Origin of the sequence: Acinetobacter sp. ANC 4654, from assembly GCF_002135425.1 — a bacterium.
GTDB lineage: Bacteria > Pseudomonadota > Gammaproteobacteria > Pseudomonadales > Moraxellaceae > Acinetobacter > Acinetobacter kyonggiensis.
In genome coordinates this window covers 332960-357103 of the sequence record NZ_NEGL01000003.1, presented here as the reverse complement: position 1 = coordinate 357103, position 24144 = coordinate 332960, and the positions used below count along the sequence as shown (strand labels likewise).

Sequence of the window (24144 nt, the reverse complement as noted above, 5' to 3'; positions counted from 1 at the left end):
TATATGATTGGTATTCGTGTAAATGGATGTCATGTTATGCATAAACAAGTTAAATAATGACGCATAACATTGAAAAAATAGTTGAAACTAAGGATTATAGATTGGAGATTAGGGCATTATGGAAAAAATTTGGTTTGCTGAATACCAAAAAACAGGGATTCCTGAAACTGTAGAATTGCCAGCAGAAAATACCTCACTTAACGATGTTTTTGAACGTAATTTTCAAAAATTTGGTTCACGTGATGCTTTTATCTTTATGGATAAAGCCTTAACTTTTGATGAATTAGAAGAAGCAAGTCGTAAATTTGCGACCTATTTACAAAGTTTAGGATTGGCAAAAGGTTCCCGTGTTGCCGTCATGATGCCTAACGTCCTTCAATATCCAGTGGTTGCACTTGGTGTCTTTCGTGCAGGTTTGGTGTTGGTGAATGTCAATCCACTGTATACCTCACGTGAACTTGAACATCAATTGAATGATTCTGGTGCTGAAGCATTGGTAATCATTGAAAACTTTGCCACTGTTTATCAAACAATTATTGGTAAAACACCTGTGAAGCACGTCATTGTTGCTTCTGTCGGTGATATGTTGGGTACGCTCAAAGGCACATTGGTTAACTTTGTGCTGCGTTCAGTACGTAAGCAAATCCCAGCTTGGAATATTCCAGGCCATATCCGTTTTAACGCGGCTATGTCTAAAGTCAGTGCCAGCAATTACAAACGTCCTAACCTGACTTTAAGTGATACCGCAGTATTACAATATACAGGTGGTACAACAGGTGTTTCTAAAGGTGCAGAACTGACGCATCGTAACCTTGTTGCCAATATGTTGCAGTGTGATGGTATTTTCCAAAGTAAATTTGGCGCACAAGACGGCGCTAAAGATGACCGTATTTTCTGTGCATTACCGCTTTATCACATTTTTGCCTTCATGGTTTGTGCCATGTACGGTATGTATAAAGGTCAAGCGAACGTTTTAATTCCAAACCCACGTGACTTACCTGGGGTCATGAAAGAACTACGTAAATACCAACCTTCATTCTTCCCAGCAGTAAACACTTTGTTTAATGCACTGGTAAATAATGAAGAGTTTAAACAACTTGACCATAGCAAACTTAAAATGGCAATGGGCGGTGGTATGGCGGTTCTTCCTTCTACAGCAGAAGCGTGGAAGAAAATTACAGGCACCAACATTATTGAAGGTTATGGTTTATCTGAAACCTCACCTGTTGCGACAGCAAACCCACCGACATCCACTGAATTTAGCGGCACCATTGGTATTCCATTACCATTGACTGAAGTTGCGATTTTAGATGATGATGGCAATAATGTTGCATTAGGCGAACAAGGTGAAATCTCAATCCGTGGTCCACAAGTCATGAAAGGCTATTGGAACCGTCCAGATGAAACTGAAAAAGTGATGACGACTGATGGTTTCTTCCGTACTGGTGATATTGGTATCATGGACAGTCGCGGATACATTAAAATTGTTGATCGTAAAAAAGACATGATTTTGGTTTCAGGCTTCAATGTATACCCATCTGAAATTGAAGAAGTGATTTCAACACATCCAAAAGTATTGGAAGTGGCAGCAATTGGTGTTCCTGATGAAAAATCAGGTGAAGTGCCTAAGCTCTTTGTGGTGAAAAAAGATCCGTCTTTAACGACAGAAGAAGTCCTTGCTTTTGCTAAAGAGAACTTAACAGGCTATAAACGTCCGCGTTATGTTGAGTTTATGGATGAATTACCAAAATCGAACGTAGGTAAAATTTTACGTAAAGATTTGCGTAAAACGGCATAAGTTAGCCATAAAAAAAGCGCCGTTTGCGGCGCTTTTTTTATGCTTTTTTTAAATCAATCCTTCATCAACCAGCGATCAATATATGGACGCCCAAGGCCAAAGATACCAACAAAGGTAAACATGGTGCCAAACTGGCGGCTAAAACTGGGTAAACGAAATGCACCATAGCTCAGATAATTATCAATCAAGCAATACACCAAAATCGCAGTGAGCCAATACCATAAGTTTTGACGCTTAATGCTGACCATCCAGAAGGCCACAATTAAAATGATTAGTGTACCGATGGGTGATGCAATATTCATATTGGCACAGATGGTTGCGATTAAGAATGCAACGATTGGCAACACGATTTTGAGTACACGATCTACCTGACGTTGATGTTGCTGCTGTTTTTCAAGTACATCGAACATTTTTTCTTGATCAGGGTTGACCATAATGGATCCTTATTGCGCATTGATAAAAACATTATAATTTAACAAAAATTATTGTTGAAACACCGTGCTATGATATGTAGCAGAAAATCGTAATGAGAAAAATGGGATGCAAAGCATAAGCGGAATAATTTATCTCATCTTAATTGCATGTTTATTGCCTTATGTTTTTACCATAATTGCAAAAAAAACGGCGGGCTTTAAAGCACGAGATAACCAAAACCCACGAGAATTTTTGGGTAAAACCACAGGCTTGGCAGCACGTGCCCATGCGGTACAACAAAATAGTTTTGAAAGTTTACCTTTATTTATTGCTGCGATTTTAATGGCAGAATATATGGTGGTGCAGCAAACGGTGATTATGACCTTTGGCATGGCCTATATTGTATTTCGGATTATGTATGGCATTTGCTATTTAGCCAATTGGGCAACATTACGCTCAATTGTTTGGTTATTGTCTTTGCTTTGCCCCATTTGTTTATTAATTTTGGTGATTAAATTAACTTAAAGTCGCTGCATTTATGCAAATACATATTTGGGCGTAGCAGATGTATAATCACGAAGTTATTTAATTCTCAAAAACCGTTATAATCGTGCGGTTTAAATAAGATTTAACTTGTTAAAGAGTGATGCTATGAGCTACAGCAATATCCCAGCGGGTAAAGATGCACCAAACGACATCTATGTCATTATTGAAATTCCTGCAAATGCAGCACCAATCAAATATGAAATTGATAAAGATTCAGATGCTTTATTTGTAGACCGTTTTATGGGTACAGCAATGTTCTACCCAGCGAACTATGGTTATGTGCCAAACACATTGTCTCTTGATGGTGACCCATTAGACGTACTTGTAGTGACACCATATCCAGTTGAACCCGGTTCAGTGATTCGTTGCCGTCCTGTGGGCAAATTGAACATGGAAGATGACGGTGGTATCGATGCAAAATTGATTGCGGTTCCACACGAAAAATTAACCCCGCTTTATAAAGATGTTCAGGAATATACAGATCTTCCTGAATTGTTGATCAAACAAGTTGAACACTTCTTTGCTCACTATAAAGACCTTGAAGCAGGTAAGTGGGTAAAACTAAGCGGTTGGGAAGGCGCTGATGTTGCGAAACAAGAAGTTCTAAGCTCAATTGAAGCCTACAAAGCAGCAAATCAATAATTGTTGTGCCATTTTAGGTTTATGTTTCAAACCTAAATAAAAAACCTGCACAATGTGCAGGTTTTTTTTGATATGCGAAAATTAATCTGAATTAGAAGAATTTTACAGGGATATCAAGCCAGATACGCCATTCATTGGTATCAGGCATGTAGTAATCGTTTGCGTAAGCATCATCATTACGATAGTGAGAGTAACGTAAACGCAAGCTTGCATCTTTAGCAAAACCAGATTGGACTGTATATTTCACTTGGTTAAAGAGTTCGCTTTCTTTCGCGTTGTTATCAGTCGCTGTATCAATATCCCAACCATAGACATACGCAGTTGTCCAGCTTAGACCTGGAACACCGTAACCTGCAAAATCTAGGCTATATTGAACTTGTACAGACTTTTCACCACGACCGTTAAAGTCTGATAAATATGAGTTTGGTAGATAAATACTTTGGAAGCCATCAGCATTTTCACCGTATGCATAGCCAGTGTTACCAGTACTTTGTTGGTAAGCAAGCATGACATTGTGCGCATCTTGGTTGTATGTACCCGATAATGCCCAGATATTGTTGCTACGGTCAGATGAAGTATCAGGTAAAGTAGAAGAAGATACACTTGCACCCTTATCCCACTCAGTGTGATAGCCGCTGAAATCATAGGTCAAAGAGCTGTTATTTGCCAAAGCTTGTTTATAGTTGGCATTCACATAATGACGGTCTAATTTATCTTTGCTGTCTAAGCCAAAGTAAGATGCATTTAATGCATCATTAAATTTATATTTAGCACCCCAAACCACTGCACGGTCTAAATGGTTACCATCACTATTGATCTGATGCGACATTTGATCCTTTGTGAATTTACCCGCAGTTAATTCAAGACCATTAATTTCACGACTCGTTGCTAACACACCTTCAAAATATTCAGGAACTAAACGTGTTGTGTTACTTGCTAGTACAGGTAGGTCGAGCACTTGAGTACCATAACGTACTTCAGTATTGGAAATACGTGCTTTAACGATACCGCCACCACGTGTCCAGTAGTCATACGCATCTTTAGTGCCATCTGCATTGTTTTGCGGATGTGTTGGGATCATTTGATTATCAGTATGACCATTTTTACCTAACTTAAATGATGTATCGCCAATTACACCTACACCAAAACCAATTACGCCTTTGGTATAGCCAGATTCCAAGTTAACCATTGCAGTTTGAGCTGCTGAGCTTGTATCTGCTCTACCATTTTTTTTGTCCCGGGTTAAGTAACCCGTACGAAATAATACAGATCCTTCTGCATCTTCTACGAAACCTTTAGATTCGCTTTGCTCACTGGCAAAGGCAGTAGAAATAAGAGCAGCTTGGATTAAAACTGCTAAGGTAAGTTTTTGTGTTTTTTGCATTGGGAGAAAGCCTTATACAAAATAGGAGGAAGAAATCGAAAGAATTGTATACATAATGTATATCAGAAAAATCTTTTTTTTTATTCATTTTATTTCATTAAAGTTATGCATTTTTTGAATATAAATTTGGCTGTTTTATAAAAAAAAAATTGCCGATTTTTTTATTTTTTTAAATTATTATTTAAAACAATAATATATTTAAATTAAGGATGATTTTTTATGTAATTTTTTAAAAATAAGTCAACAAAATTTTGAGCTTGGTTTGTATTTTTAGGATCTAATACTTTAGTCGTATATGAATTTTCAGTGCTAAGTTATTGCGCTCTATTGTGATGGTACATGACCTGTTTTGAAGTTTTAAAACACGCTATATTTTTGATATTTAATGTAAAATTCATCTAAATTTTAACTGTTAAAAAACGATTTTTTCTTCAAAAGAATACTTTTATGGTGCTAAAATTCAATAAAAAATGAGCGTTTTTTTTGAAAAAAAATGATAAAAATCTTTAAAATCTGCAACTAAATTTGACATTGCAAAAAGAATCTTTAGTTGATTCTAGAAGGGCTAGTAATACATCAAAAATCACACATAATTACGTTATTTTTATTGCTTAGCATGTGTGTAATGTCTGCATTTACTAAAGAAAAGACAATTTCAGTACCAACGGAGGCATTTAACAGGCAGTTTTGCTGTGGTGAATCAATATATTTACCGTGATGGTGTGGAAAATGATGATCTTGCTCTACAAGCTGCTGTTCAATATGCACCTAACCATGGTGTTGCAGTAGGGGGCTGGGGGGCAAGATTAGGTCATGATCCATTTGCTGACAGTAAAAATATTCCGAATACTGTTGTAACTACATCTTTAGATGATGTGGTTGGGGGCAAGGATCATTTTGATACACATTTTGATGATCTGGTGGTATTGGGTCTCAATTTTAATTTTTAAGCTGAAAAGCACAAAGAATTTTTAAAGTGCATCGATTATTTTAAATTTATGCACTTTTTTTACGCATAATATAAAAATATGATTAAAAATTAGCCTTAAAAAGAGGCATGATGTAAGTAAATATAAATCTTCATTGAAAGTGCGTTCGGGGGTTAAAGGTGAACAATTGAGCAAAGGTATTGAATCAACGCGATCTTAGATAAAATGCTTTATATGGAAAAATTTATAAAGAATTTACATTTTTTGGAAAAAGTGAAATAGAAAATTTACGCATAAATGACTGATATTGCCTGTCTTGATGATGGGTTTAAAAGGTTTATGCATGTCCATATTTTACAAAACTGGTTTTACTCGCAAGAGAATTTTGCTCGCCAGCCTTTTCATTTTAAAAAATTGGCATAGCAATTGCTAATATCCAGTTGAGTCTAGAAAAAATTATTGGGGATCTCCAAATGCTTAAAAAATTATTGGTTGTTGCGACATTAACGGGTTTATCTGGCGCTGTATTTGCAGATGAAACACTGGCATTACCATTTGGTTTATCTTTTAGTGGAACGGCTGCCTTAACCTCAGATTATCGTTTCCGTGGTATTACGCAAACGGAAACAGATCCAGCGCTACAAGCCGGATTTACATTGGCACATTCTTCAGGCCTGTATGTTGGGCTTTGGGGTTCAAACGTTAATTTTGGTTCTGGAACGCCAAGTTTAGAGCTAGACCCTTCAATTGGTTATGCGACGACTTTAGAGAGTTTTAGCAGCAAGCCCGTTTTAGATGTGGGTGTGGTGTATTACAACTATCCAAGTGCGAGTGATCTAAACTGGGCAGAATTGTATGGCAAGCTATCATTTAAAAATGCTCTTGCTGAAGGTGACAGTATTCTTACCAATATCAACTATACCAATGACTATGCAGGTGCAGATGCAGACAGTTGGAGTCTGAATGTGGCTTATTCAGTACCTTTTGGCTCTAGCGGTTTTGGTGGTGTTGCAGCTGTAGGTTATACAGCAGTCGATGATGAATATAAATTTAATGGTGGTGATGATCATTACGTTGATTGGAAAGCCGGTGTGACTTATAACTTTAAATCTTTATCCAGTGTAACGGCTGAACTTGCAGCAGTTGGAACAAATATTGAAACTGAAGGTCTATCAGATGCTGGTAAACGTGGCGTAGAAACAGGTGCAGTCTTCACGTTAACCAAAGCATTTTAATTTTTGAAACTTTAACTTAAATTTCAAATAAAAAAGAACCTCTAAAGCTATGCTCTAGAGGTTTTTTTTATTGAGATGATTGAGGGACTTCTGACATTTCATTCCCTTGCGCTAAAAATAAAGCATTGCTTTATTTTTGCTCATGTTGCAGAAAAAGCAGCATGATAGGTCACAATGCCTTGTGAAAATTTTCCATTGAAACGCAATGTATTGAAAATACTCAGCAGGTACACCTTCTAAAATAAGCGTATGGCTAGGCTGAAAACCAAATTGAGCATAAAAATGGGGATCGCCTAAAACAACACAACCCGCTGCCCCCGTGGTTTTTAATTGCTTTAATGCTGCTTGCATCAGCGCCGAACCTACACCGTGGTGTTGCCATTTTGGCGAAACTGCGATAGGACCTAAGCCAAACCAACCTTCGACAGCTGAAGAAATGCTGACTGGAGAAATCGCAATATGTCTCAATTTCTTGATTTAAAACAGCAACCAATGCAATAGTCAGTTGCTGTGCATCACGTAAAGCATGAACAATAAATTGCTCGGTATGGCTGGAATATTGCTAATCGTTAAAGGTTTATTCAATCATATGTGAAATTGCAGCACGGCTTTCATTACGGATGATTAAATTTTGCATCAATGATTAACCCTGTTGTGCTCGGTAAGACAAAGCTTCGGTTAAATGTTGGCTTTGAATGTCCGTATGTTGTGATAAATCGGCAATACTTCGTGCTACACGTAAAACCCGATGATAGGCACGTGCAGATAAGTTTAGGCGCTGCTGTGCCATTTCCATAATATGCTGGGTTTGGGAATTCAGTGGTGCAAACTGCTCCAGTTGTTTCGGACTTAAAGCATGATTGAGACATTTTTGCCGTTGTATTTGTTGTTCATAGGCTTGAATCACGCGTTCACGCACAGTCAGGGAGTTTTCCACGGGAGTTGTATTTTGCAGTTCATGTGCTTGTAATGGGGGTACATCCAAATGCAGGTCAATACGATCTAGTAATGGCCCTGAAATACGGTTTTGGTAGCGTTTAATGGCATCCGCAGAACATTGACAACGGGTATCTTGATTAAAAGCATAGCCACAAGGGCACGGATTCATAGCGGCAATCAGCTGAAAATTTGCAGGGAACGTCATTTGCCGTGAGGCACGAGAAATCACAATTTCTTTAGACTCTAAGGGTTGTCTTAAAACTTCTAAAACTTTGCGATCAAATTCAGGCAATTCATCTAAAAATAAAACGCCTAAATGTGCCAAAGTGATTTCACCGGGTTTTGGATGTGAACCACCACCGACCAAGGCAATCGCAGAAGCGGTATGATGTGGTGCACGAAAAGGGCGTTGTCCAAAAGAGTGCACAGTATTGGCAACCGAATAAATACGTGCGACTTCTAAATTTTCCTGCATATTTAAGGGCGGTAAAATACTGGCCAGACGGGAAGCTAAAAGGGTTTTTCCTGTACCCGGCGGCCCTTTAAACAATAAAGAATGTCCACCTGCCGCGGCAATTTCTAAAGCACGCCGTGGGCGCTGTTGACCTTTGACATCGGCTAAATCAAATTTGTATTGATCCACTGTCGTTGTTGTCTGTCGTTGATATTGCGCAATCGGTTGTTGCTTGGATAAATGCTCACAGACATCTTTTAAATGTTGAGCAGCGAAGACTTCAAACTGCGGTAATTGCGAGGCTTCTGGCGCATTTTGTTCAGGCAAAATGAGTTGATGCCCAGATTGCTGGCAAGCAATGGCAATGCTTAAAATCCCGGTAATCGGGCGAAGTTGACCATCCAAAGCCAGTTCACCAATAAATTCCAATTGATCTGTGGCATGTTCAGGAATTTGTCCTGAGGCCATCAAAATGCCTAAAGCGATGGGCAAATCGAGACGTGAACCGTCTTTGGGTAAGTCCGCAGGGGCTAAATTGATGGTCAGGCGTTTGGTTGGAAATTGAAAACCACTATTAATAATGGCAGAGCGCACCCGATCTTTACTTTCACGCACTGCGGCTTCAGCAAGTCCAACAATGGTTAAAGAGGGTAGACCTTGACTGACGTGAACTTCGACCTCAATAAGCGGTGCATGAAGTCCAAGCAGACCTCGCGTATAAATTTTAGCAAAAGACATTTTTGTTGTTCCATTATAGTGCGTTATTTTTAATCGTTTTGTGTCTTTTAATGCACTAAGAAAGTGCTTATTTATTATTCTTGATTTTAATTTCTAAAGCTTCAACTTGTTTCAGCAGTTGGTTTAATCGGATGTTGGTATTGTTGAGTGTTGTACGTTGACGCTCAAGTTCATCTTTAGACACTAAATCCATCTTGGCAACAGCTTCACTGAGTAAGGCACGTAAATTATGCTCAAGGTCTTTTTTCGGTTGCTCTATTTGTTCAATGATTGCTTGTAATAAAGTTTCGATCATTGCTGATTCCCTAATGATGGAGAGGTGCTTGCAGTGTAGCATTGCTCAAAGCTAGACCATAGCCCCAGCGATGAGATATGGCTTTGTTCGATAAGTAAAATTGTCAGTTTTATCGTAAAAAAGTTGAGTTTTTAAAGATCGGACTACGCTTAAAAGTATAAAATAGGTTATAAAGAAAACTTGTGCTGAAAGTTTCTGTTTCCCCCAACCTAAAAAGTTTTGGCACGAAATTTGAACATAAAACCTTACTGGTGAAAGAAGCCGAAGGAAAACCAACATGAAGCTCGTAACTGCAATTGTAAAACCCTTTAAATTAGATGACGTGCGTGAAGCACTTTCTGAAATTGGTGTTCAAGGGATCACTGTAACCGAAGTCAAAGGCTTTGGTCGTCAAAAAGGTCATACTGAACTTTATCGTGGCGCAGAATATGTCGTTGATTTTTTACCAAAAGTTAAAATTGAAATCGCAATTAGCGATGAAATGGTCGATTCAGTGATTGAATCGATTACACGTGTTGCAAGCACAGGTAAAATTGGTGACGGTAAAATTTTCGTGACTAATTTAGAACAAGTCATCCGTATTCGTACAGGTGAAACAGGTGCAGATGCTGTTTAATTTGGCACGAAGTTTGCTGAGTACCTAATAACTCAAAAAACTAGGTTGGGGGATACGAATGAAAAAAATGCTACTGGCGCTGAGTTTATCTGGCGCACTTTTAGGGGGTTCTGTTGCATGGGCTGAAGAAGCTGTAACAGCACCCACTCCTTCTGAAGATGTTGCAGTGGTTGCAACGACTGACACATCATTAACGCATTCTGAATTGGCTGTTGCTCCAGCTGAAGCAATAGCAGTACCTGTAGAAGAAGAAGTAAAATTAGATACAGGTGATACGGCATGGATTTTAGTGTCTACAGCACTAGTTTTACTCATGACCATTCCCGGTTTAGCCTTGTTCTACGGGGGGATGGTGCGTAAGAAAAACGTACTGAGCACGATGGCACATAGCTTTGTTGCTGCTGCAATCGTGAGTCTTACTTGGATTGTGATTGGTTATACACTTGCTTTTAGTGAAGGCAATGCATTTATTGGTGGCTTAGATAAAATCATGCTATCAGGCATTACCACAGATGCACTCACTGGAACGATTCCAGAAATTCTATTTGTTATTTTCCAAATGACCTTTGCCATTATTACTGTAGCCATCATTACCGGTTCGATTGCAGAACGGATGAAATTCAGTGCTTTTGTGGCATTTGTTACCATTTGGAGTGTTGTGGTCTACGCACCGATTACCCACTGGGTATGGGGTGGTGGTTGGTTAGGTCACGATGGCGCACTGGATTTTGCTGGGGGTACTGTAGTTCACATTAACTCAGGTGTTGCAGGTTTGGTTGCTGCATATATGCTGGGCAAACGTATGGGCTTAGGTCGTGAATCTATGGCACCGCATAACCTCGCTTTAACCGTGATTGGTGCAAGTTTAGTTTGGGTGGGTTGGTTTGGATTTAACGGTGGTTCTGCATTGGGTGCCAACGGTTCGGCAGGTTATGCGCTTGTTACCACTCAAGTTGCAGCAGCAGCAGCAGCGATTGCATGGTTAATTACTGAAAAATTGGTTCGTGGTAAAGCATCGGTACTGGGTGGTGCATCTGGCGCGGTGGCTGGTTTGGTGGTGATTACACCAGCAGCAGGTTTTGTCACTGTAGGTGGTGCGTTGGCCATGGGTTTAATTGGTGGTGTGGTCTGCTTCTGGGGTATTACCGCGCTGAAACGTGCATTGAAAGCCGATGATTCTTTAGACGCTTTTGGTCTGCATGGTGTGGGTGGTATTGTCGGTGCACTGTTAACCGCAGTATTTGCCAGTGAATTCATTATGGGCGATAAAGCACCTACAGATATGATGCATCAATTATGGGTACAAGCTGAAGGTGTACTTGCAACGGTTGCTTATTCTGCTGTGCTGACTTTCATCATCCTTAAAGTGATTGATTTGGTGATTGGTATTCGTGTTACTGCGGATGACGAACGTATGGGTCTAGACTTAAGCCAACATGGTGAACGGGTCGAATAATAGCTAAATCGAATAATCAATATATTGTGTGAAACAGCCCGAAAGGGCTGTTTTTTTTCCATATCTTGCGTAAGGCTCTACAAAGCACAGAATTTTTGCTACACTCTAAATCCGATTTGATTTGTTCAATTAAACCGCTATGCATTGCCCATTTTGCAACGCCGCAGATAGTAAAGTGATTGATTCGCGTTTGGCTGCTGAAGGCTGTCAAATTCGTCGCCGTCGTGAATGTATCAGTTGCGGAGAACGCTTTACCACTTTTGAAACTTACGAAGTTGTTATGCCACGGGTAATTAAATCTGATGGTAAGAGTGAGCCTTTTGATGAAGCTAAAATGCGTCGTTCATTGATGCATGCACTGCAAAAACGACCTGTGACCCAAGAGCAGATCGAAACCGTACTCAGTGATATCCAATTACAAATTCGTCGCTTAGGTGAACGTGATGTGAAATCACGTACCATTGGTGAAATTGTCATGCAATCTTTGTTTGCACTAGATCATGTGGCGTATGTGCGTTTTGCCTCGGTGTATCAAGATTTCCAAGATGTAGAAGCCTTTCGCCGTCAAATTGAACAAATGCAACAACGTGAACATTAAAAGAGTTTCAAGATGTCTAAGTTAAGTCCAGATTCCATTCAACAAGACCAAATGTGGATGCAATTTGCCTTAGCAGAAGCCGCGACAGCAATTTATCGAACACGGCCCAATCCTGCAGTGGGATGCGTAATTGTCAAAGAGCATCAAATTGTTGGTCGTGGAGCAACAGCGCCTGTAGGGGGATCACATGCGGAAGTTTTTGCTTTAAAGCAAGCCGGTGATCAGGCGCACGGTGCAACAGCTTATGTGACGTTAGAACCGTGTGCACATTATGGTCGTACACCGCCCTGTGCGAACGGCTTGGTTGAAGCAGGCATTACACGCGTTGTCATTGCCTGTTCAGACCCCAATCCATTGGTTGCGGGTAAAGGTGTTCACATCCTGAAAAATGCAGGGATTGAAGTCTTACAAGGTGTTTGTGAAGCGCAAGCGGCTGAACAAAACAGAGGCTTTCTGAAAGCGATTGCAACGGGCATGCCTTATGTACGCTTAAAAGTGGCGTCCAGTTTAGATGGTCGTACAGCCATGGCATCGGGTGAGTCGAAATGGATTACCGGAACTGAAGCACGACAAGATGTGCAGCATTGGCGCGCGATTTCTGGTGTGGTTATTACGGGTATTGAAACCGTACTGGCGGATGATTGTCAGCTGAATGTACGTCAATTAGATGGTGTTGAAGATATCAGCGCGATTGTCCAACCGAAACGTCTGGTGCTTGATCGTCAGGGGCGTTTACCCCTCGATGCAAAAATTTTAAATGTTCCTGAAACAGTGATGGTGATGGGGCCATTCCGTCAGGAACTTGCCGATTTAGGCGTGTTACAATTTACTGTACAGCCTTTAACAGACTTGCTACAGCACCTAGCGACACAGCATCAAATTTATGATGTGTTGGTGGAAGCAGGGGCAACATTATCGACGGCCTTTTTACAAGCGCGGTTGGTCGATGAAATGATTAGCTATGTTGCACCTATCTTATTAGGTCAAACAGCACGTGCAATGTTTAATGCGGAATTTAGCCGTATGGCAGAGCAACTTCGATTTAAGCTCATCAATGTCGTCCAGTTAGGAGATGACGTGCGCTTAAGGTTAATTCCTTCTCAAGAGACAATATGAATTCAGAGTCTTCGGTTTATCATAAACGTCGTCATTCAGCACGTACCACAGACGAATATCTTTTCAATCAGCTTGTTCCGTATTTAGGCAATAAGCGTCGTTTATTACATCTGATTTTAGAAGCGCTTGAGAGTACGGGAACATTAAACAGCAAAGATGGTCGTGCGCCAATTTTTGCCGACTTTTTTGCAGGCTCAGGTGTGGTTTCACGTCTGGCGCGTCAAAATGGTTATCGCGTGATTGCCAATGACTGGGAACCGTATAGCCATGCACTCAATAGTGCGATTTTATCTTGCACCGAAGCACCAGCATTTAAAGAGTTGGGTGGTTATCAAAAAGCCATTGATTACTTAAACCGCTTGCCTGAAGTGAAGGGTTGGGTCACGCATAATTTGTGCCCACGTAATGATGAAGTTTATGATCCCACCCGCGATCGTTTGTTCTTTAAACGTCGCAATGGCATGCGTATTGATGCGATTCGTCAACAGATTGCGACTTGGCAGGCGCAAGGGGCAATTGATGATGTCGAGATGAGTGCTTTACTGGCACCGTTACTTTATTCTGCCAGTTTTGTCAGTAATACCAGTGGTGTATTCAAAAGTTTCCATCATGGTTGGGGCGGTAAAACGCAAACGGCTTTAGAACGAATTGAATCATTGCTCTGGCTGACGCCGAGTCGTTTTTGTGCTATTGGTGAACCGAAAAAACCCGCCGCAGAAGTGTGGTGTGTCGATGCACAGCATTTAGCCAATCAAATGAGTAGTTTTGAAGTCGATGTGGCTTATCTTGACCCACCGTATAATCAACATGCCTATAGCAGTAACTATCATGTTTTGAATGCGTTAACCTTGTGGGATCAGACTGATTTGCCTACTCCAGATACCAAAGGTTATAAAAGTGGGATTGATCGGGCTTGGCGTAAAGAGCGTCCAAGTCAGTACAATTCTTCGAAGTATGCCAAAGAAGCCTATGAGAAATTGGTCGCCACCATTAATGCACGTTATATTCTGACCAGTTATTCAACCGATGGTAATATTGAAGCGGGTGATTTGCTGCAAGCGAATTTAAAACGTGGTCGTGTGACTTTGCTCACGCAAGATGTGCCACGTTATCGTGTCAGTAAGCAGCGCCAGTCAGAGCGTGCGCGTGTGCTGGAGTTTATTGTGATTACCGATACCCATGCCAAATCAGGACCTCCTCTGCGTCAACTTTTAGGTCAGTTGTATCATTTTGCCGAACTGGGTGGGGTCGATACCACGGGTGTGAGTACGCAATTGGCATTGTGGTAAAACAAATACAGAAATAGAGAGCAAATTATGTTTACAGGCATTATTGAAAGTCTTGGCAAAGTAGAAAGCTTACAAAGTGTAGGCGGTGATGTGCGTTTACGTATTGGCACCCACCTTGATATGTCTGATGTGCATTTGGGTGATTCGATTGCCACCAATGGGATTTGCCTCACCGTGATTGAATGGGGTGAAAACTGGTATGCGGCTGATGTGTCCCGTGAAAGTTTAAACCGTACTACACTCGGTACGTGGAAAGTCGGGCAGCCTGTAAATGTCGAAAAAGCCATGTTGCCCACAACACGCTTTGGTGGACATATCGTCAGTGGTCATGTTGATGCCGTGGGTGAAATTACTGTCGTGCGTGAAGATGCACGGTCAATTTATTATGAAGTGACTGCACCTGCTGAAATTGCCAAATATTTAGCGGAAAAAGGTTCAGTGACCGTTGATGGGATTAGTTTGACCATTAACCACCTACGAGGCAGTGTGATTAGCCTGAATTTGATTCCCCATACCGCAGATCGAACCAATATTGGCACGTGGAAAACCGGTGCTAAAGTCAATTTAGAAGTCGATGTGCTTGCTCGTTATATTGAACGTTTAATGCTAGGTGATAAAGCGGCTGAAACCAAAGAACAATCAAAACTCAGTATGGCATTTCTGGCAGAAAATGGCTTCTTGAAGTAAAAAATCATAGAATAGAAAACAGTCTCATTGCAAAATTAGACTGTTTTTTTTGTTTTTATGCATGGTTTTGCATGTATATGCACTTCTTATGGTTAAAGTGGATAGGTAAAAATGCTTGATTTTTTAATGCATATTGAACAATGGTTGCCTACTTTGCTGGATCACTATGGCCTTTGGATTTACGCCATTTTATTTCTGATTATCTTTGCCGAAACCAGTTCTGTCTTTATGTTTTTCTTACCTGGGGATAGCTTGCTACTGGCGATTGGCGCACTTTGCTCAACTACAGCGGTGATCCATTTACACTATATGGGACTGTTGCTTTTTACAGCGGCTGTATTGGGGTATATCGTTAATTATTATACTGGTCGGATTTTGGGCTTTAAATTTTTTCATGCCCATGCAAAGTTTTTAAAGCCTGAATATATTGCCAAGACCAATCATTATTTTAGCAAACATGGTGGAAAAACCATTTTGGTGGCACGTTTTGTGCCTTTTGTTCGTTCTTTTGCACCGTTTGCTGCGGGTGCAGGGCACATGAACATCTTCAGTTTTATGTTGTATAACTTGGTGGGTGGTCTGATCTGGATCAGTTTGCTGTTAGGGCTGGGGTATGGTGTCGGGAATATGCTTGGATTTGCCGTAGATGTATTTTAAGGTTTAAAGTATTTTTGAACATAAAAAGCCCACCAGAGTGGTAATGCCAGTCAGTTAAGCATTTTTAAATCCTCCCCAACCCTCCTTTTTCAAAGGAGGGAGTTTCAAGAGTATAAAATTATTTTAGCTTCTCGATAGTTCCCCTCTTTTTCAAAGATGAGAAGCATTGCTTCGCAAGAGGGGAGATTTTTAAATGAGTAATCATTGAATTACTCTTAACTGACTGGCATTACACCAGAGTGGACTCTTTTGATGGTATGGGTTTTTTTAGTGTTTGGTAATGGTGACGGCTGTACTGCCGACCCAAGAACCTAAAAGAGCTGGGCTAGACACAGAAAACTGTCCTTTCTTCGCTTCACGGGAAATATAAATCGAGAGTGAGTGAAAGTCGGCATGACTGATGAATAAGTCTTGAGCAGATAGATGCCATTTTTCTCCCGAATTGAGTGCTGCAATTTGAGTGGAAATTTGGTGCAAAATATCCATTTTTATTCCTGAATGACACGCATTTTAAGCGTTAAGATATGACTATCTTGTGACATCAACATGTCATTCATATGACAAGCGTAACATCAGGCCAAATAATCATCAGCACTTATGCTTTTGGCTTTTCCGTTGAAAAATTAGAATTTTTTAAAATATATTCAATTTCTTCTTGGCTGGCCTGCTGTAACTTGATACGAAATACAGCAATGGTTTGCTCAATCAAGGTTTCCGCTTCTAACTCGAGACGTAATCGAACATTTTCCAGTTCCGATAGCATGGCTGTGTCGCTAATCGACGGCATGCCTTTGGCAAAATTCAATGCCGTACCTTCAGGGTTCTTATGATAACGCGCCGTATAGGTCTGAATTTCACGCTCTAAATTTTGCCGAATCAGCGACAGCGTTTGGGTTTGTTCAGCAAATTGTCGTGCTTCATCTGACTGTAAGGCTTGAGCATAGTCTGCTTGTACAGCGCGTTTCTTGGCTAAAGATTGTTCTAGCGAACGTTGATGACGTAAACGGGCATCTTCAATCAATTGTGCCTTACGTTCTACATAAGCACGTTCTATTGTTTCAAAGGATTGTTGTTGTGCGAGCTCGTCCTTTTCCAACCATTTTTGAATATTGGTTTCAGGTTTGAGCACATTGCAGACGCGGTGTAGGTCATCAATAAATGCCTGACGAACAGCCTCAGGTACGTCTAACCAGCGCTGTTTAAAATCTTGACCGACATTTAATGCCACCGCATATCTCCTTAATTCGATTGATCAGCTATAGTTTAAAAGTTCGTGGTTCAATACCTAAACGTCGATATTGTTTAAATTTTTCACGACCCAGTTGTTTTGCCGATTCATTATTTTCGATGATTTCTATAATGTGACTAAATTTATCAATCTGTTCAAGCGCTTGATTGTTAAAATTAAACACGATCCAGTCCGATTGTTCGGGCAGGCGAGATGAAATACAGATTGTAGCCGATTCCTGATCAATGCCATGCGGAATGAAACTGCTGGGATCAAAACTCCACAATCGTTCATCGAGCTGCTGTTGTAGTTCTGAGTCTGCACAATATAACCAAATACGTTCAGGCTGTTTCAGAATCTTACGGCACAAACGGCAAGTGCTTTCCACTTGCCGTTCGGGACTTTTTTCAAATAAGTAAAAGCTTACTTTAGCCATTTGACTGCACACGATTGGCTAAAAATTGGAGCAATAATGGCACAGGGCGACCCGTTGCTCCTTTGGCTGAACCCGAATTCCATGCAGTACCAGCAATATCTAAATGCGCCCAACGGTATTCACGCGTGAAGCGTTGTAAGAAGCAAGCTGCGGTGACTGAACCCGCTTTAGGGCCACCAATATTGGCAATATCAGCAAAGGGCGAATCGAGCTGTTCTTGGTAATCGTCAATGACGGGCATGCGCCATACACGGTCAAATGATATTTGTCCCGCAGCATGAATTTCAGCAGCCAATTCATCATCTGGGGTAAATAGACCAGTTAGTACTGAACCTAAGGCAACCACACATGCACCAGTTAAAGTGGCAATATCAATGACTAAAGCAGGATTAAAGCGCTTGATGTACGTGAGGGTATCGCATAAAACCAAACGACCTTCCGCATCGGTATTTAAAATTTCGACCGTTTGACCACTCATGGTTTTTACGATATCTCCCGGACGTGTTGCATGACCTGAAGGCATATTTTCAGCGGCAGCAATTGCACCGACCACATGAATCGGCAGTTTGGCTTCACATAGCGCACGCATGGTTCCTAACACAGATGCTGCACCGCACATATCGTATTTCATTTCATCCATACCAGCGCCGGGTTTGAGTGAAATACCGCCCGTATCAAAGGTGACCCCTTTACCAACCAAGACCACAGGTGCTTGTTCGGTATGGACTTTATATTCAAGGGTAATCACGCGACCCGGACGATCTGACCCTTTGCTGACTGCAAGGAAGGCATGCATGCCTAAATCGGCCATTTGCTGTTCATTAATCACCGTGACTTTGAGCAAGTCAGGATATTGTGCAGCGAGGGCTTGTGCTTGCTCTGCTAAATATTCAGGGAAGCAAATATTCCCCGGACGATTGCCTAAATCACGTGCCCAGTTTTGACCCGATTGCACAGCATGAATCAGGGTTAATTGTTGTGGGTTCAAAGTACTGTTGTTCGAAATCAGATGAATCGTTTCGAGTATGAATTCATTTTTTTTCGATTTATATTCATCAAAAGCATACGCGGCTTGGGTTAAAGCCAAGGCAAATAAATAATGTTGCTCTGCTGCTAATGCAGAAATATCAATACTGATCTGTTTGAATTTTTTTTGTGATGTTTTGATAATGCTTTGCGCAATTTTTGCTAATTTATTGGGTTGCAGATCCGCAGCTTTATCTATGCCGATAAGTACAGTATTACTACATACCGCCACTTTCCCGATGAGTGGTAGGCTTTCAGTTAAGCTGGCTTTAAATTGTGCTGCTTCTGCTAAAGAACTTAAATTATTGATTTCATAAGAAGTAGCTGCCTTTTGTAGCTGCTCAGAATCAACTAATATCAATAAATATGGGCTAGATGCATTCTCTTGGAAGGACGTATTAATTGTTAGTTTCATGTTCTGTATTCATGCCTTTGAATGTTTGCAAACCATTAAACCATTGAAACATTTCTATGAATAGAGTTTCAATGCGCAACTACAGTATAGGTTTTATATTTTCACCATTCGGGTAAACTAAGCCTAGTTTTTATTTGCCTCTTTTTGGGAAGAATTAATTTGATTATTCGGCGTTATTTGGTCAAGCAAGTGGTGTCTACATCCTTGGTTGTGATTGCCTTATTGACCTTAATCATGATGGGTGGTCGACTGATCAAGTACTTTGGTGTTGCGGCACAAGGTCGTTTAGATGTCAGTATTCTATTTAGTATTATTGGTTATCGACTGCCAGAATTTCTAACTTTAATTCTTCCACTGGGCTTTTTTATTGGCTTGGTCTTGGTCTTTGGTCGTTTGTATGTTGACCATGAAATGGCGGTACTTAATGGGAGTGGTGTCAGTCGGCATCGATTGGGACGCTTATTGATTCCGCTGACCGTGGTTTTTCTGGCCGTGCAATTTGTTTTAATGATTTGGATGTCTCCTTGGGGGCTGCGTCAGTTTGAAGAGTTGACCACCAATCAAGCGGTTAGAACGGGCTTCGATTTAGTCCGCCCAAAGGAGTTTATTTCATCTGGTCCCTATACCATTTATGCAGGGGATTTGTCTGAAGATCGTCGTAATTTAAAAGATGTATTTTTCTATCAACGTGCGGTAAAGCCAGATAAACCTGATGTGATGATTTTAGCGAAGGAAGCAACTCGTGTCGAAGTTGCCAATGAAACCGCCAGTATTGTCGATTTGGTCGAAGGTCGTCGTTACGAAATTTTTCCTGGCAAAGCTAAATATAGTCAAGCAGAATTTCAATCCTATCGTTTACGTTTAGAAAGTGACACAGAAGCTAAGTTTGAAAGTGCCGAAGTGGAAGCATTGCCCATTTCTAAGCTTTGGACGAATCGTGCTGATCCTGTTGTTGCCAGTGAATTGGGTTGGCGCATCTTCGTTCCATTTTCCATTGTGGTCGCTTTAGCCTTAGCGGTTGCACTTTCAGAAGTCAGCCCACGACAAGGACGTTATTTAAAGCTCTTCCCTGCTTTACTTATTTTTGCTAGCTTGATTGTGGCACTGATGGCGGTGAAAACGCGGGTCAGTAAAGATGAAATGGGCATAGAGGCATATCCGTTGGTCTTGGTGGTATATGGTGTGGCTGCGGCATTATTTTCACGCAAACAAAAGCTTGCTCCTAAAATTAAGAAGCGAATTCAGCAGGTGAGGTCTTAAAATGTTAGCACGTCGAATAATTGCCAAACATGTGACCAAAACCACAGCATTAGCGATGCTGGGTGCAACTGTTGTGTTATCGGTTCTACAAGTTTTATTTACCTATTTAGCTGAATTAGGCGAGTTAAATGAAACCTATACTGCGTGGAATGCCTTGGTTTATGTACTTTGGAGCGCACCTCGCTATTTATATGAAATCTTGCCGATTGCGGCACTCATTGGTGCTGTGCTGGGTTTGGGCGCTTTAGCATCCAATGCAGAATTGGTGGTAATGCGTTCTGTTGGGATTAGTTTGTGGCGTATCGTCGGTTGGGTAATTCGCTCAGCATTAATTTTGGTGCTGTTGTCCTTTGTGTTAAGTGAATGGGTGATTCCATACAGCAATGAACAAGCCAAAAGCGTGAAAGATCATCGCAGTGTAAATTCATTGGGTGAAGTGAGCGGTTATTGGACACGCGAAGGTCAGCGTTTTATTTATATTGATTATGCCAATGCACAAGGACAGCTCAAACATGTTCAAGTGGTTGACTTTGATGACCGTTATCACTTGAAAGGGGTGTTAAATGCAGCAGAAGGCCAGTTCATTAAAGATGGTGATTGGAGTCTAAAATCGGCTTCGCAAATTGATATTTTACCGCAGGGTAATGCAACGGTAATGAAGGCAGATCAATTGCCTTTGGCTTTGGCGCTGCAACCTAAATATGTGCATATGGTGACCATTGACCCTGAAGATTTATCGCCAAGTCAATTGGTCAGTTTTATGAGTTATATGCATGAATATAGCCAAGTACCGAAAACCTATAAACTGGCATTTTGGCAGAAAGTGGCTTCACCCTTTGCTTTAATTGCGTTGGTGTTGATTGCCTGTTCCTTTATTTTTGGTCCTTTACGTCAACAGTCGATGGGTTTCCGTTTGGTGATTGCCTTGTTCATTGGCTTAGGATTCTTCTATTTACAAGATTTCTTGGGTTATGCAAGTTTAGTGTATTCACCTTCACCGGCATGGTTTGTTTTTGTGCCGATTATTTTCATGATGCTAGCGGGCGGTTATTTGCTGCGACGTGCTCGTTAATCATTGCATAGCGCCTGATAAAACAATGTGCATGATCCGCTTTAGTCATGATCTGCACATAGAGTCTTGACCGAAAATTCGGTAAGATATAACGATGAAATTGTAAACAAAAGAGTGTTCATTATGACGGGTGCAACTGCTGGCAAAATCCCTCACGTATTGGTAATTATGGATGGTGTAGGGCATCGCGAAGCGGTCGAAGACAATGCTTTCTTAGCAGCCAAACGACCTAATTTAACGGCTATGCAAGAAAAGCATCCACATGGTTTGATTTCAGGTTCAGGCGAAGATGTTGGTCTACCTGATGGTCAAATGGGCAATTCTGAAGTGGGTCACATGAACCTTGGTGCAGGTCGTGTGTTGTATCAAGACTTTACCCGCATTACCAAAGATATTCGTACGGGTGCTTTTTTTGAGCATGACGTTTTGATTGATGCGGTGGAAAAAGCCAAAGCAGCACAAGGTGCTGTACATATTCTGGGCTTGTTATCACAAGGTGGTGTACATTCGCATGAAGACCATATTGTGGCGATGTGTGAGTTAGCCTTAAAACGTGGCGCGAAAGTGTATTTGCATGCGTTCTTGGATGGTCGTGATACACCTCCGAAAAGTGCCCAACCATCACTCGAAAAATTAGATGCACTCTTTGCTCAGTATCCGGGGCAGGGCCGTATTGCGACCATGATTGGTCGTTATTTTGCCATGGATCGTGACAATCGTTGGGATCGCGTTGAACAAGCCTATCGTTTATTGACTGAAGGCGAAGCAGTACGTACAGCAACAACAGCCGTTGAAGGTTTAGAACAGGCTTATGCTGCTGAAGAAAAAGATGAATTTGTCAAAGCAACGCGTATTGGCGATGTGGCTAAAATTCAAGATGGTGACAGTGTCGTCTTTATGAATTTCCGTGCGGATCGTGCCCGTGAAATTACCAAAGCATTTGTTGAAAAAGATTTTGCTGGTTTTGAACGTAAAGTAGTACCAAATCTGTCTAAATTTGTGATGTTGACGCGTTATCAAGCCACGATTGATGCACCTGTTGCCTATATGCCTCAAGCATTGCATAACTCGATTGGTGAGTATTTATCCAATTTAGGTAAAACTCAACTGCGTATTGCTGAAACCGAAAAATATGCCCATGTGACCTTCTTCTTTAGTGGTGGTCGTGAAGATGAATATCCGGGTGAAAAACGTATCCTGATTCCATCACCCAATGTTGCGACCTATGACCTTAAGCCTGAAATGAGTGCTTATGAAGTGACCGATGAGTTGGTGGCTGCAATTAACTCGGGTGAATTTGACTTGTTGGTGGTCAACTTTGCCAATGGTGATATGGTTGGACACACAGGGGTGTTTGATGCTGCTGTGCAAGCAGTGGAAGCGGTAGACACCTGTTTAGGTCGTGTCTATGCAGCGGTAATGGCACAAAAAGGCCATATGCTGATCACGGCTGACCATGGTAATGTTGAACAAATGCAAGACTACAAAAGTGGTCAAGTTCATACGCAACATACCACTGAACTTGTGCCCTTCATTTACGTAGGGCCAACTTCTGCAACAATTGCCGAAGGTGGTGTACTTGCCGATGTCGCACCGACCTTATTAAGCTTAATGCAAATTCCTGTACCTCAAGAAATGCAAGGTCGTAATTTGATTACTTTGGCATCATAAAATAAATCGTATAAAACAGGTGAATGAATGGCTTTACAACGCTGGAAGATGGTTGTCACTTTAACCACGTTATTCATGTGTGTGAGCCATTCAGCTCTTGGGGCGGTGAAAACTCCGCCTATTTTAGATTTTGATGATGAAATTGAACAAAATTATGCCGAAGTTCCCGTGGAATCGATTCAGCAATTTGTGCAAATTTATAGCATTGTCAAAGACAATTATGTCGATGAAAAAAATGATGATGCTTTATTTCAACAAGCGATTAAAGGTTTGGTCGGTGGACTAGACCGTTATTCTCGTTATTTAAGTCCAGAAGATTATAAGCTGCTGTTACAATATACTGAAGGTGATATGGCCTCGGTTGACTTTGAACTGATTTATGACTCACAGCTACATCAGTGGGTGATTCAAGGCTTAAAAAATAATGCCGATTCGACCAAACAAGGTCTACGGAATGGTGTTGCTGTATTTAAAATTGATGATCAAGAGCTGAAAAAACTCAATCATGATCAAGTGCATAGTTTACTCAATGGTGCTATTGGCTCGACTTTAAGTTTACAATTGGCTCAAAATAGTGCGCCACTGACTTTAGTCCGTAATAAAAAAATAGAAACCGATATACAAGCCAATGTCTTGCATAATCAAGTTTTAGTGATAAAAATCAAAGTTTTTCAGCAAGATACAGCCAATGAAATTAAGCGCTTAATTGAAGAGCATTCTTCTTCACGCTTAAAAGCAGTTTTACTTGATTTAAGAAATAATCCCGGTGGACTGTTATCCGCTGCGGTGGAATCCGCGGATTTGTTTTTGAATCAAGGGTTGATTGTCTCGACCAAAAGTCGTTCTGAGGGTGATCAACAATTTCAAGCTTTACCCAGTTTTGAATTTCAAAATTTAAAGCTCGGTATTTTAATGAATAGCCGTTCTGCTTCAGCTGCTGAAGTCTTTACCGCAGCACTTAAAGAGCATGGTCGTGCATGGGTTGTAGGTGAAAAAAGTTATGGAAAAGGGGTGGTGCAAAAACTATTCCCTTTGTCCAATGGTGCGGCTTTGCAGATGACGGTATCGCATTATTACACCCCTAAAGGCAACATGATTGAAGGGGTTGGAATTCAGCCCAATCAGCAATATCTGCTGCAACATGACATGAAAGAGGAAAACTATCTTGAGCATGTTGCAGACATCATTCTCAACCATAAATAAATGCTTGAGGAGCTGTTGATATTTTGGTCATATATTGCAT

The 24144-nt window shown here is 40.9% G+C and carries 25 protein-coding genes; 16 read left to right on the top strand and 9 right to left on the bottom strand.

Annotated features, from left to right (window positions below; translation table 11 throughout):
- Positions 1 to 118: 118 nt before the first annotated feature.
- Positions 119 to 1798: a long-chain-fatty-acid--CoA ligase gene (locus B9T24_RS07570; RefSeq protein ID WP_086165214.1), complete on the top strand. Its 1680-nt coding sequence runs from the start codon at positions 119 to 121 to the stop codon at positions 1796 to 1798.
- A 53-nt stretch (positions 1799 to 1851) separates the two neighbouring features.
- Here the strand turns inward: B9T24_RS07570 and B9T24_RS07565 are convergent, their stop codons facing one another.
- On the bottom strand, positions 1852 to 2232 hold the full coding sequence (locus B9T24_RS07565) for a hypothetical protein (RefSeq protein ID WP_086165213.1): 381 nt from the start codon (positions 2230 to 2232) through the stop codon (positions 1852 to 1854).
- Positions 2233 to 2338: 106 nt separating this feature from the next.
- On the opposite strand from B9T24_RS07565, the gene B9T24_RS07560 reads away from it, so the two are divergent.
- Together B9T24_RS07560 and ppa are read left to right on the top strand one after the other, a co-directional pair.
- Entirely contained in the window at positions 2339 to 2737 is a 399-nt protein-coding gene (locus tag B9T24_RS07560; protein ID WP_086165212.1) for an MAPEG family protein, read from the top strand.
- Positions 2738 to 2863: 126 nt separating this feature from the next.
- The gene (ppa, locus tag B9T24_RS07555; protein WP_086165211.1) at positions 2864 to 3400 is read left to right on the top strand and encodes an inorganic diphosphatase; all 537 of its coding nucleotides are present in this window, start codon (positions 2864 to 2866) and stop codon (positions 3398 to 3400) included.
- Positions 3401 to 3491: 91 nt separating this feature from the next.
- Here ppa and B9T24_RS07550 read toward each other — a convergent pair whose 3' ends face one another.
- On the bottom strand, positions 3492 to 4784 hold the full coding sequence (locus B9T24_RS07550) for an OprD family outer membrane porin (RefSeq protein WP_086165210.1): 1293 nt from the start codon (positions 4782 to 4784) through the stop codon (positions 3492 to 3494).
- Between the two features lie 692 nt (positions 4785 to 5476).
- On the opposite strand from B9T24_RS07550, the gene B9T24_RS07545 reads away from it, so the two are divergent.
- Together B9T24_RS07545 and B9T24_RS07540 are read left to right on the top strand one after the other, a co-directional pair.
- Positions 5477 to 5734, top strand: coding sequence for a hypothetical protein (locus B9T24_RS07545; RefSeq protein WP_086165209.1), 258 nt, complete (start codon positions 5477 to 5479; stop codon positions 5732 to 5734).
- Positions 5735 to 6186: 452 nt separating this feature from the next.
- Positions 6187 to 6948, top strand: coding sequence for a TorF family putative porin (locus B9T24_RS07540; RefSeq protein WP_086165208.1), 762 nt, complete (start codon positions 6187 to 6189; stop codon positions 6946 to 6948).
- Between the two features lie 111 nt (positions 6949 to 7059).
- Here B9T24_RS07540 and B9T24_RS17325 read toward each other — a convergent pair whose 3' ends face one another.
- From B9T24_RS17325 to B9T24_RS07525, 3 genes are all read right to left on the bottom strand, one after another.
- On the bottom strand, positions 7060 to 7416 hold the full coding sequence (locus B9T24_RS17325; protein ID WP_416224352.1) for a GNAT family N-acetyltransferase: 357 nt from the start codon (positions 7414 to 7416) through the stop codon (positions 7060 to 7062).
- Between the two features lie 175 nt (positions 7417 to 7591).
- Positions 7592 to 9079 carry a YifB family Mg chelatase-like AAA ATPase gene (locus B9T24_RS07530; protein WP_086165207.1) on the bottom strand — a complete coding sequence of 496 codons (1488 nt, stop codon included), beginning with the start codon at positions 9077 to 9079 and terminating at the stop codon, positions 7592 to 7594.
- Positions 9080 to 9146: 67 nt separating this feature from the next.
- Complete coding sequence (locus B9T24_RS07525) at positions 9147 to 9374, bottom strand: accessory factor UbiK family protein (RefSeq protein ID WP_086165206.1); 228 nt, start codon at positions 9372 to 9374, stop codon at positions 9147 to 9149.
- 277 nt (positions 9375 to 9651) lie between these two features.
- Here B9T24_RS07525 and glnK point away from each other — a divergent pair, with 277 nt between their 5' ends.
- From glnK to B9T24_RS07485, 7 genes are all read left to right on the top strand, one after another.
- Positions 9652 to 9990: a P-II family nitrogen regulator gene (gene glnK / locus B9T24_RS07515; protein WP_004650081.1), complete on the top strand. Its 339-nt coding sequence runs from the start codon at positions 9652 to 9654 to the stop codon at positions 9988 to 9990.
- A gap of 58 nt (positions 9991 to 10048) precedes the next feature.
- A complete protein-coding gene (locus B9T24_RS07510; RefSeq protein ID WP_086165204.1) occupies positions 10049 to 11446 on the top strand; it encodes an ammonium transporter in 1398 nt (465 codons plus the stop codon).
- Positions 11447 to 11585: 139 nt separating this feature from the next.
- Positions 11586 to 12044, top strand: a complete 459-nt coding sequence (gene nrdR / locus B9T24_RS07505; protein WP_004650079.1) for a transcriptional regulator NrdR — start codon at positions 11586 to 11588, stop codon at positions 12042 to 12044.
- A 12-nt stretch (positions 12045 to 12056) separates the two neighbouring features.
- A complete protein-coding gene (gene ribD / locus B9T24_RS07500; RefSeq protein ID WP_086165203.1) occupies positions 12057 to 13160 on the top strand; it encodes a bifunctional diaminohydroxyphosphoribosylaminopyrimidine deaminase/5-amino-6-(5-phosphoribosylamino)uracil reductase RibD in 1104 nt (367 codons plus the stop codon).
- On the top strand, positions 13157 to 14449 hold the full coding sequence (locus B9T24_RS07495) for a DNA adenine methylase (RefSeq protein WP_086165202.1): 1293 nt from the start codon (positions 13157 to 13159) through the stop codon (positions 14447 to 14449). The genes ribD and B9T24_RS07495 overlap by 4 nt, the downstream gene beginning before the upstream one ends.
- Before the next feature lie 27 nt (positions 14450 to 14476).
- Positions 14477 to 15136, top strand: coding sequence for a riboflavin synthase (locus tag B9T24_RS07490; RefSeq protein WP_086165201.1), 660 nt, complete (start codon positions 14477 to 14479; stop codon positions 15134 to 15136).
- A 111-nt stretch (positions 15137 to 15247) separates the two neighbouring features.
- The gene (locus B9T24_RS07485; RefSeq protein WP_086165200.1) at positions 15248 to 15793 is read left to right on the top strand and encodes a VTT domain-containing protein; all 546 of its coding nucleotides are present in this window, start codon (positions 15248 to 15250) and stop codon (positions 15791 to 15793) included.
- 267 nt (positions 15794 to 16060) lie between these two features.
- On the opposite strand, the gene B9T24_RS07480 is transcribed toward B9T24_RS07485, so the two are convergent.
- The 4 genes from B9T24_RS07480 to B9T24_RS07465 all read right to left on the bottom strand — a co-directional run bounded on the left by B9T24_RS07480 (position 16061) and on the right by B9T24_RS07465 (position 18898).
- Positions 16061 to 16279 (bottom strand): hypothetical protein, encoded by a 219-nt coding sequence (locus B9T24_RS07480; RefSeq protein WP_086165199.1) that lies wholly within the window; start codon positions 16277 to 16279, stop codon positions 16061 to 16063.
- 109 nt (positions 16280 to 16388) lie between these two features.
- Complete coding sequence (locus B9T24_RS07475) at positions 16389 to 17021, bottom strand: hypothetical protein (RefSeq protein ID WP_086165198.1); 633 nt, start codon at positions 17019 to 17021, stop codon at positions 16389 to 16391.
- Positions 17022 to 17049: 28 nt separating this feature from the next.
- Positions 17050 to 17457 (bottom strand): DNA polymerase III subunit chi, encoded by a 408-nt coding sequence (locus B9T24_RS07470; RefSeq protein WP_086165197.1) that lies wholly within the window; start codon positions 17455 to 17457, stop codon positions 17050 to 17052.
- Complete coding sequence (locus tag B9T24_RS07465; RefSeq protein WP_086165196.1) at positions 17450 to 18898, bottom strand: leucyl aminopeptidase; 1449 nt, start codon at positions 18896 to 18898, stop codon at positions 17450 to 17452. Before B9T24_RS07465 ends, B9T24_RS07470 begins: the two co-directional genes overlap by 8 nt.
- Before the next feature lie 159 nt (positions 18899 to 19057).
- Here B9T24_RS07465 and lptF point away from each other — a divergent pair, with 159 nt between their 5' ends.
- The 4 genes from lptF (at position 19058) to B9T24_RS07445 (ending at position 24104) form a co-directional block, all read left to right on the top strand.
- The gene (gene lptF, locus B9T24_RS07460; protein WP_086165195.1) at positions 19058 to 20158 is read left to right on the top strand and encodes an LPS export ABC transporter permease LptF; all 1101 of its coding nucleotides are present in this window, start codon (positions 19058 to 19060) and stop codon (positions 20156 to 20158) included.
- Between the two features lies 1 nt (position 20159).
- Positions 20160 to 21230: an LPS export ABC transporter permease LptG gene (gene lptG, locus B9T24_RS07455; RefSeq protein WP_086165194.1), complete on the top strand. Its 1071-nt coding sequence runs from the start codon at positions 20160 to 20162 to the stop codon at positions 21228 to 21230.
- 123 nt (positions 21231 to 21353) lie between these two features.
- The gene (gpmI, locus tag B9T24_RS07450) at positions 21354 to 22901 is read left to right on the top strand and encodes a 2,3-bisphosphoglycerate-independent phosphoglycerate mutase (protein ID WP_086165193.1); all 1548 of its coding nucleotides are present in this window, start codon (positions 21354 to 21356) and stop codon (positions 22899 to 22901) included.
- A 27-nt stretch (positions 22902 to 22928) separates the two neighbouring features.
- Positions 22929 to 24104, top strand: a complete 1176-nt coding sequence (locus B9T24_RS07445) for a S41 family peptidase (RefSeq protein WP_086165192.1) — start codon at positions 22929 to 22931, stop codon at positions 24102 to 24104.
- Positions 24105 to 24144: the final 40 nt, after the last annotated feature.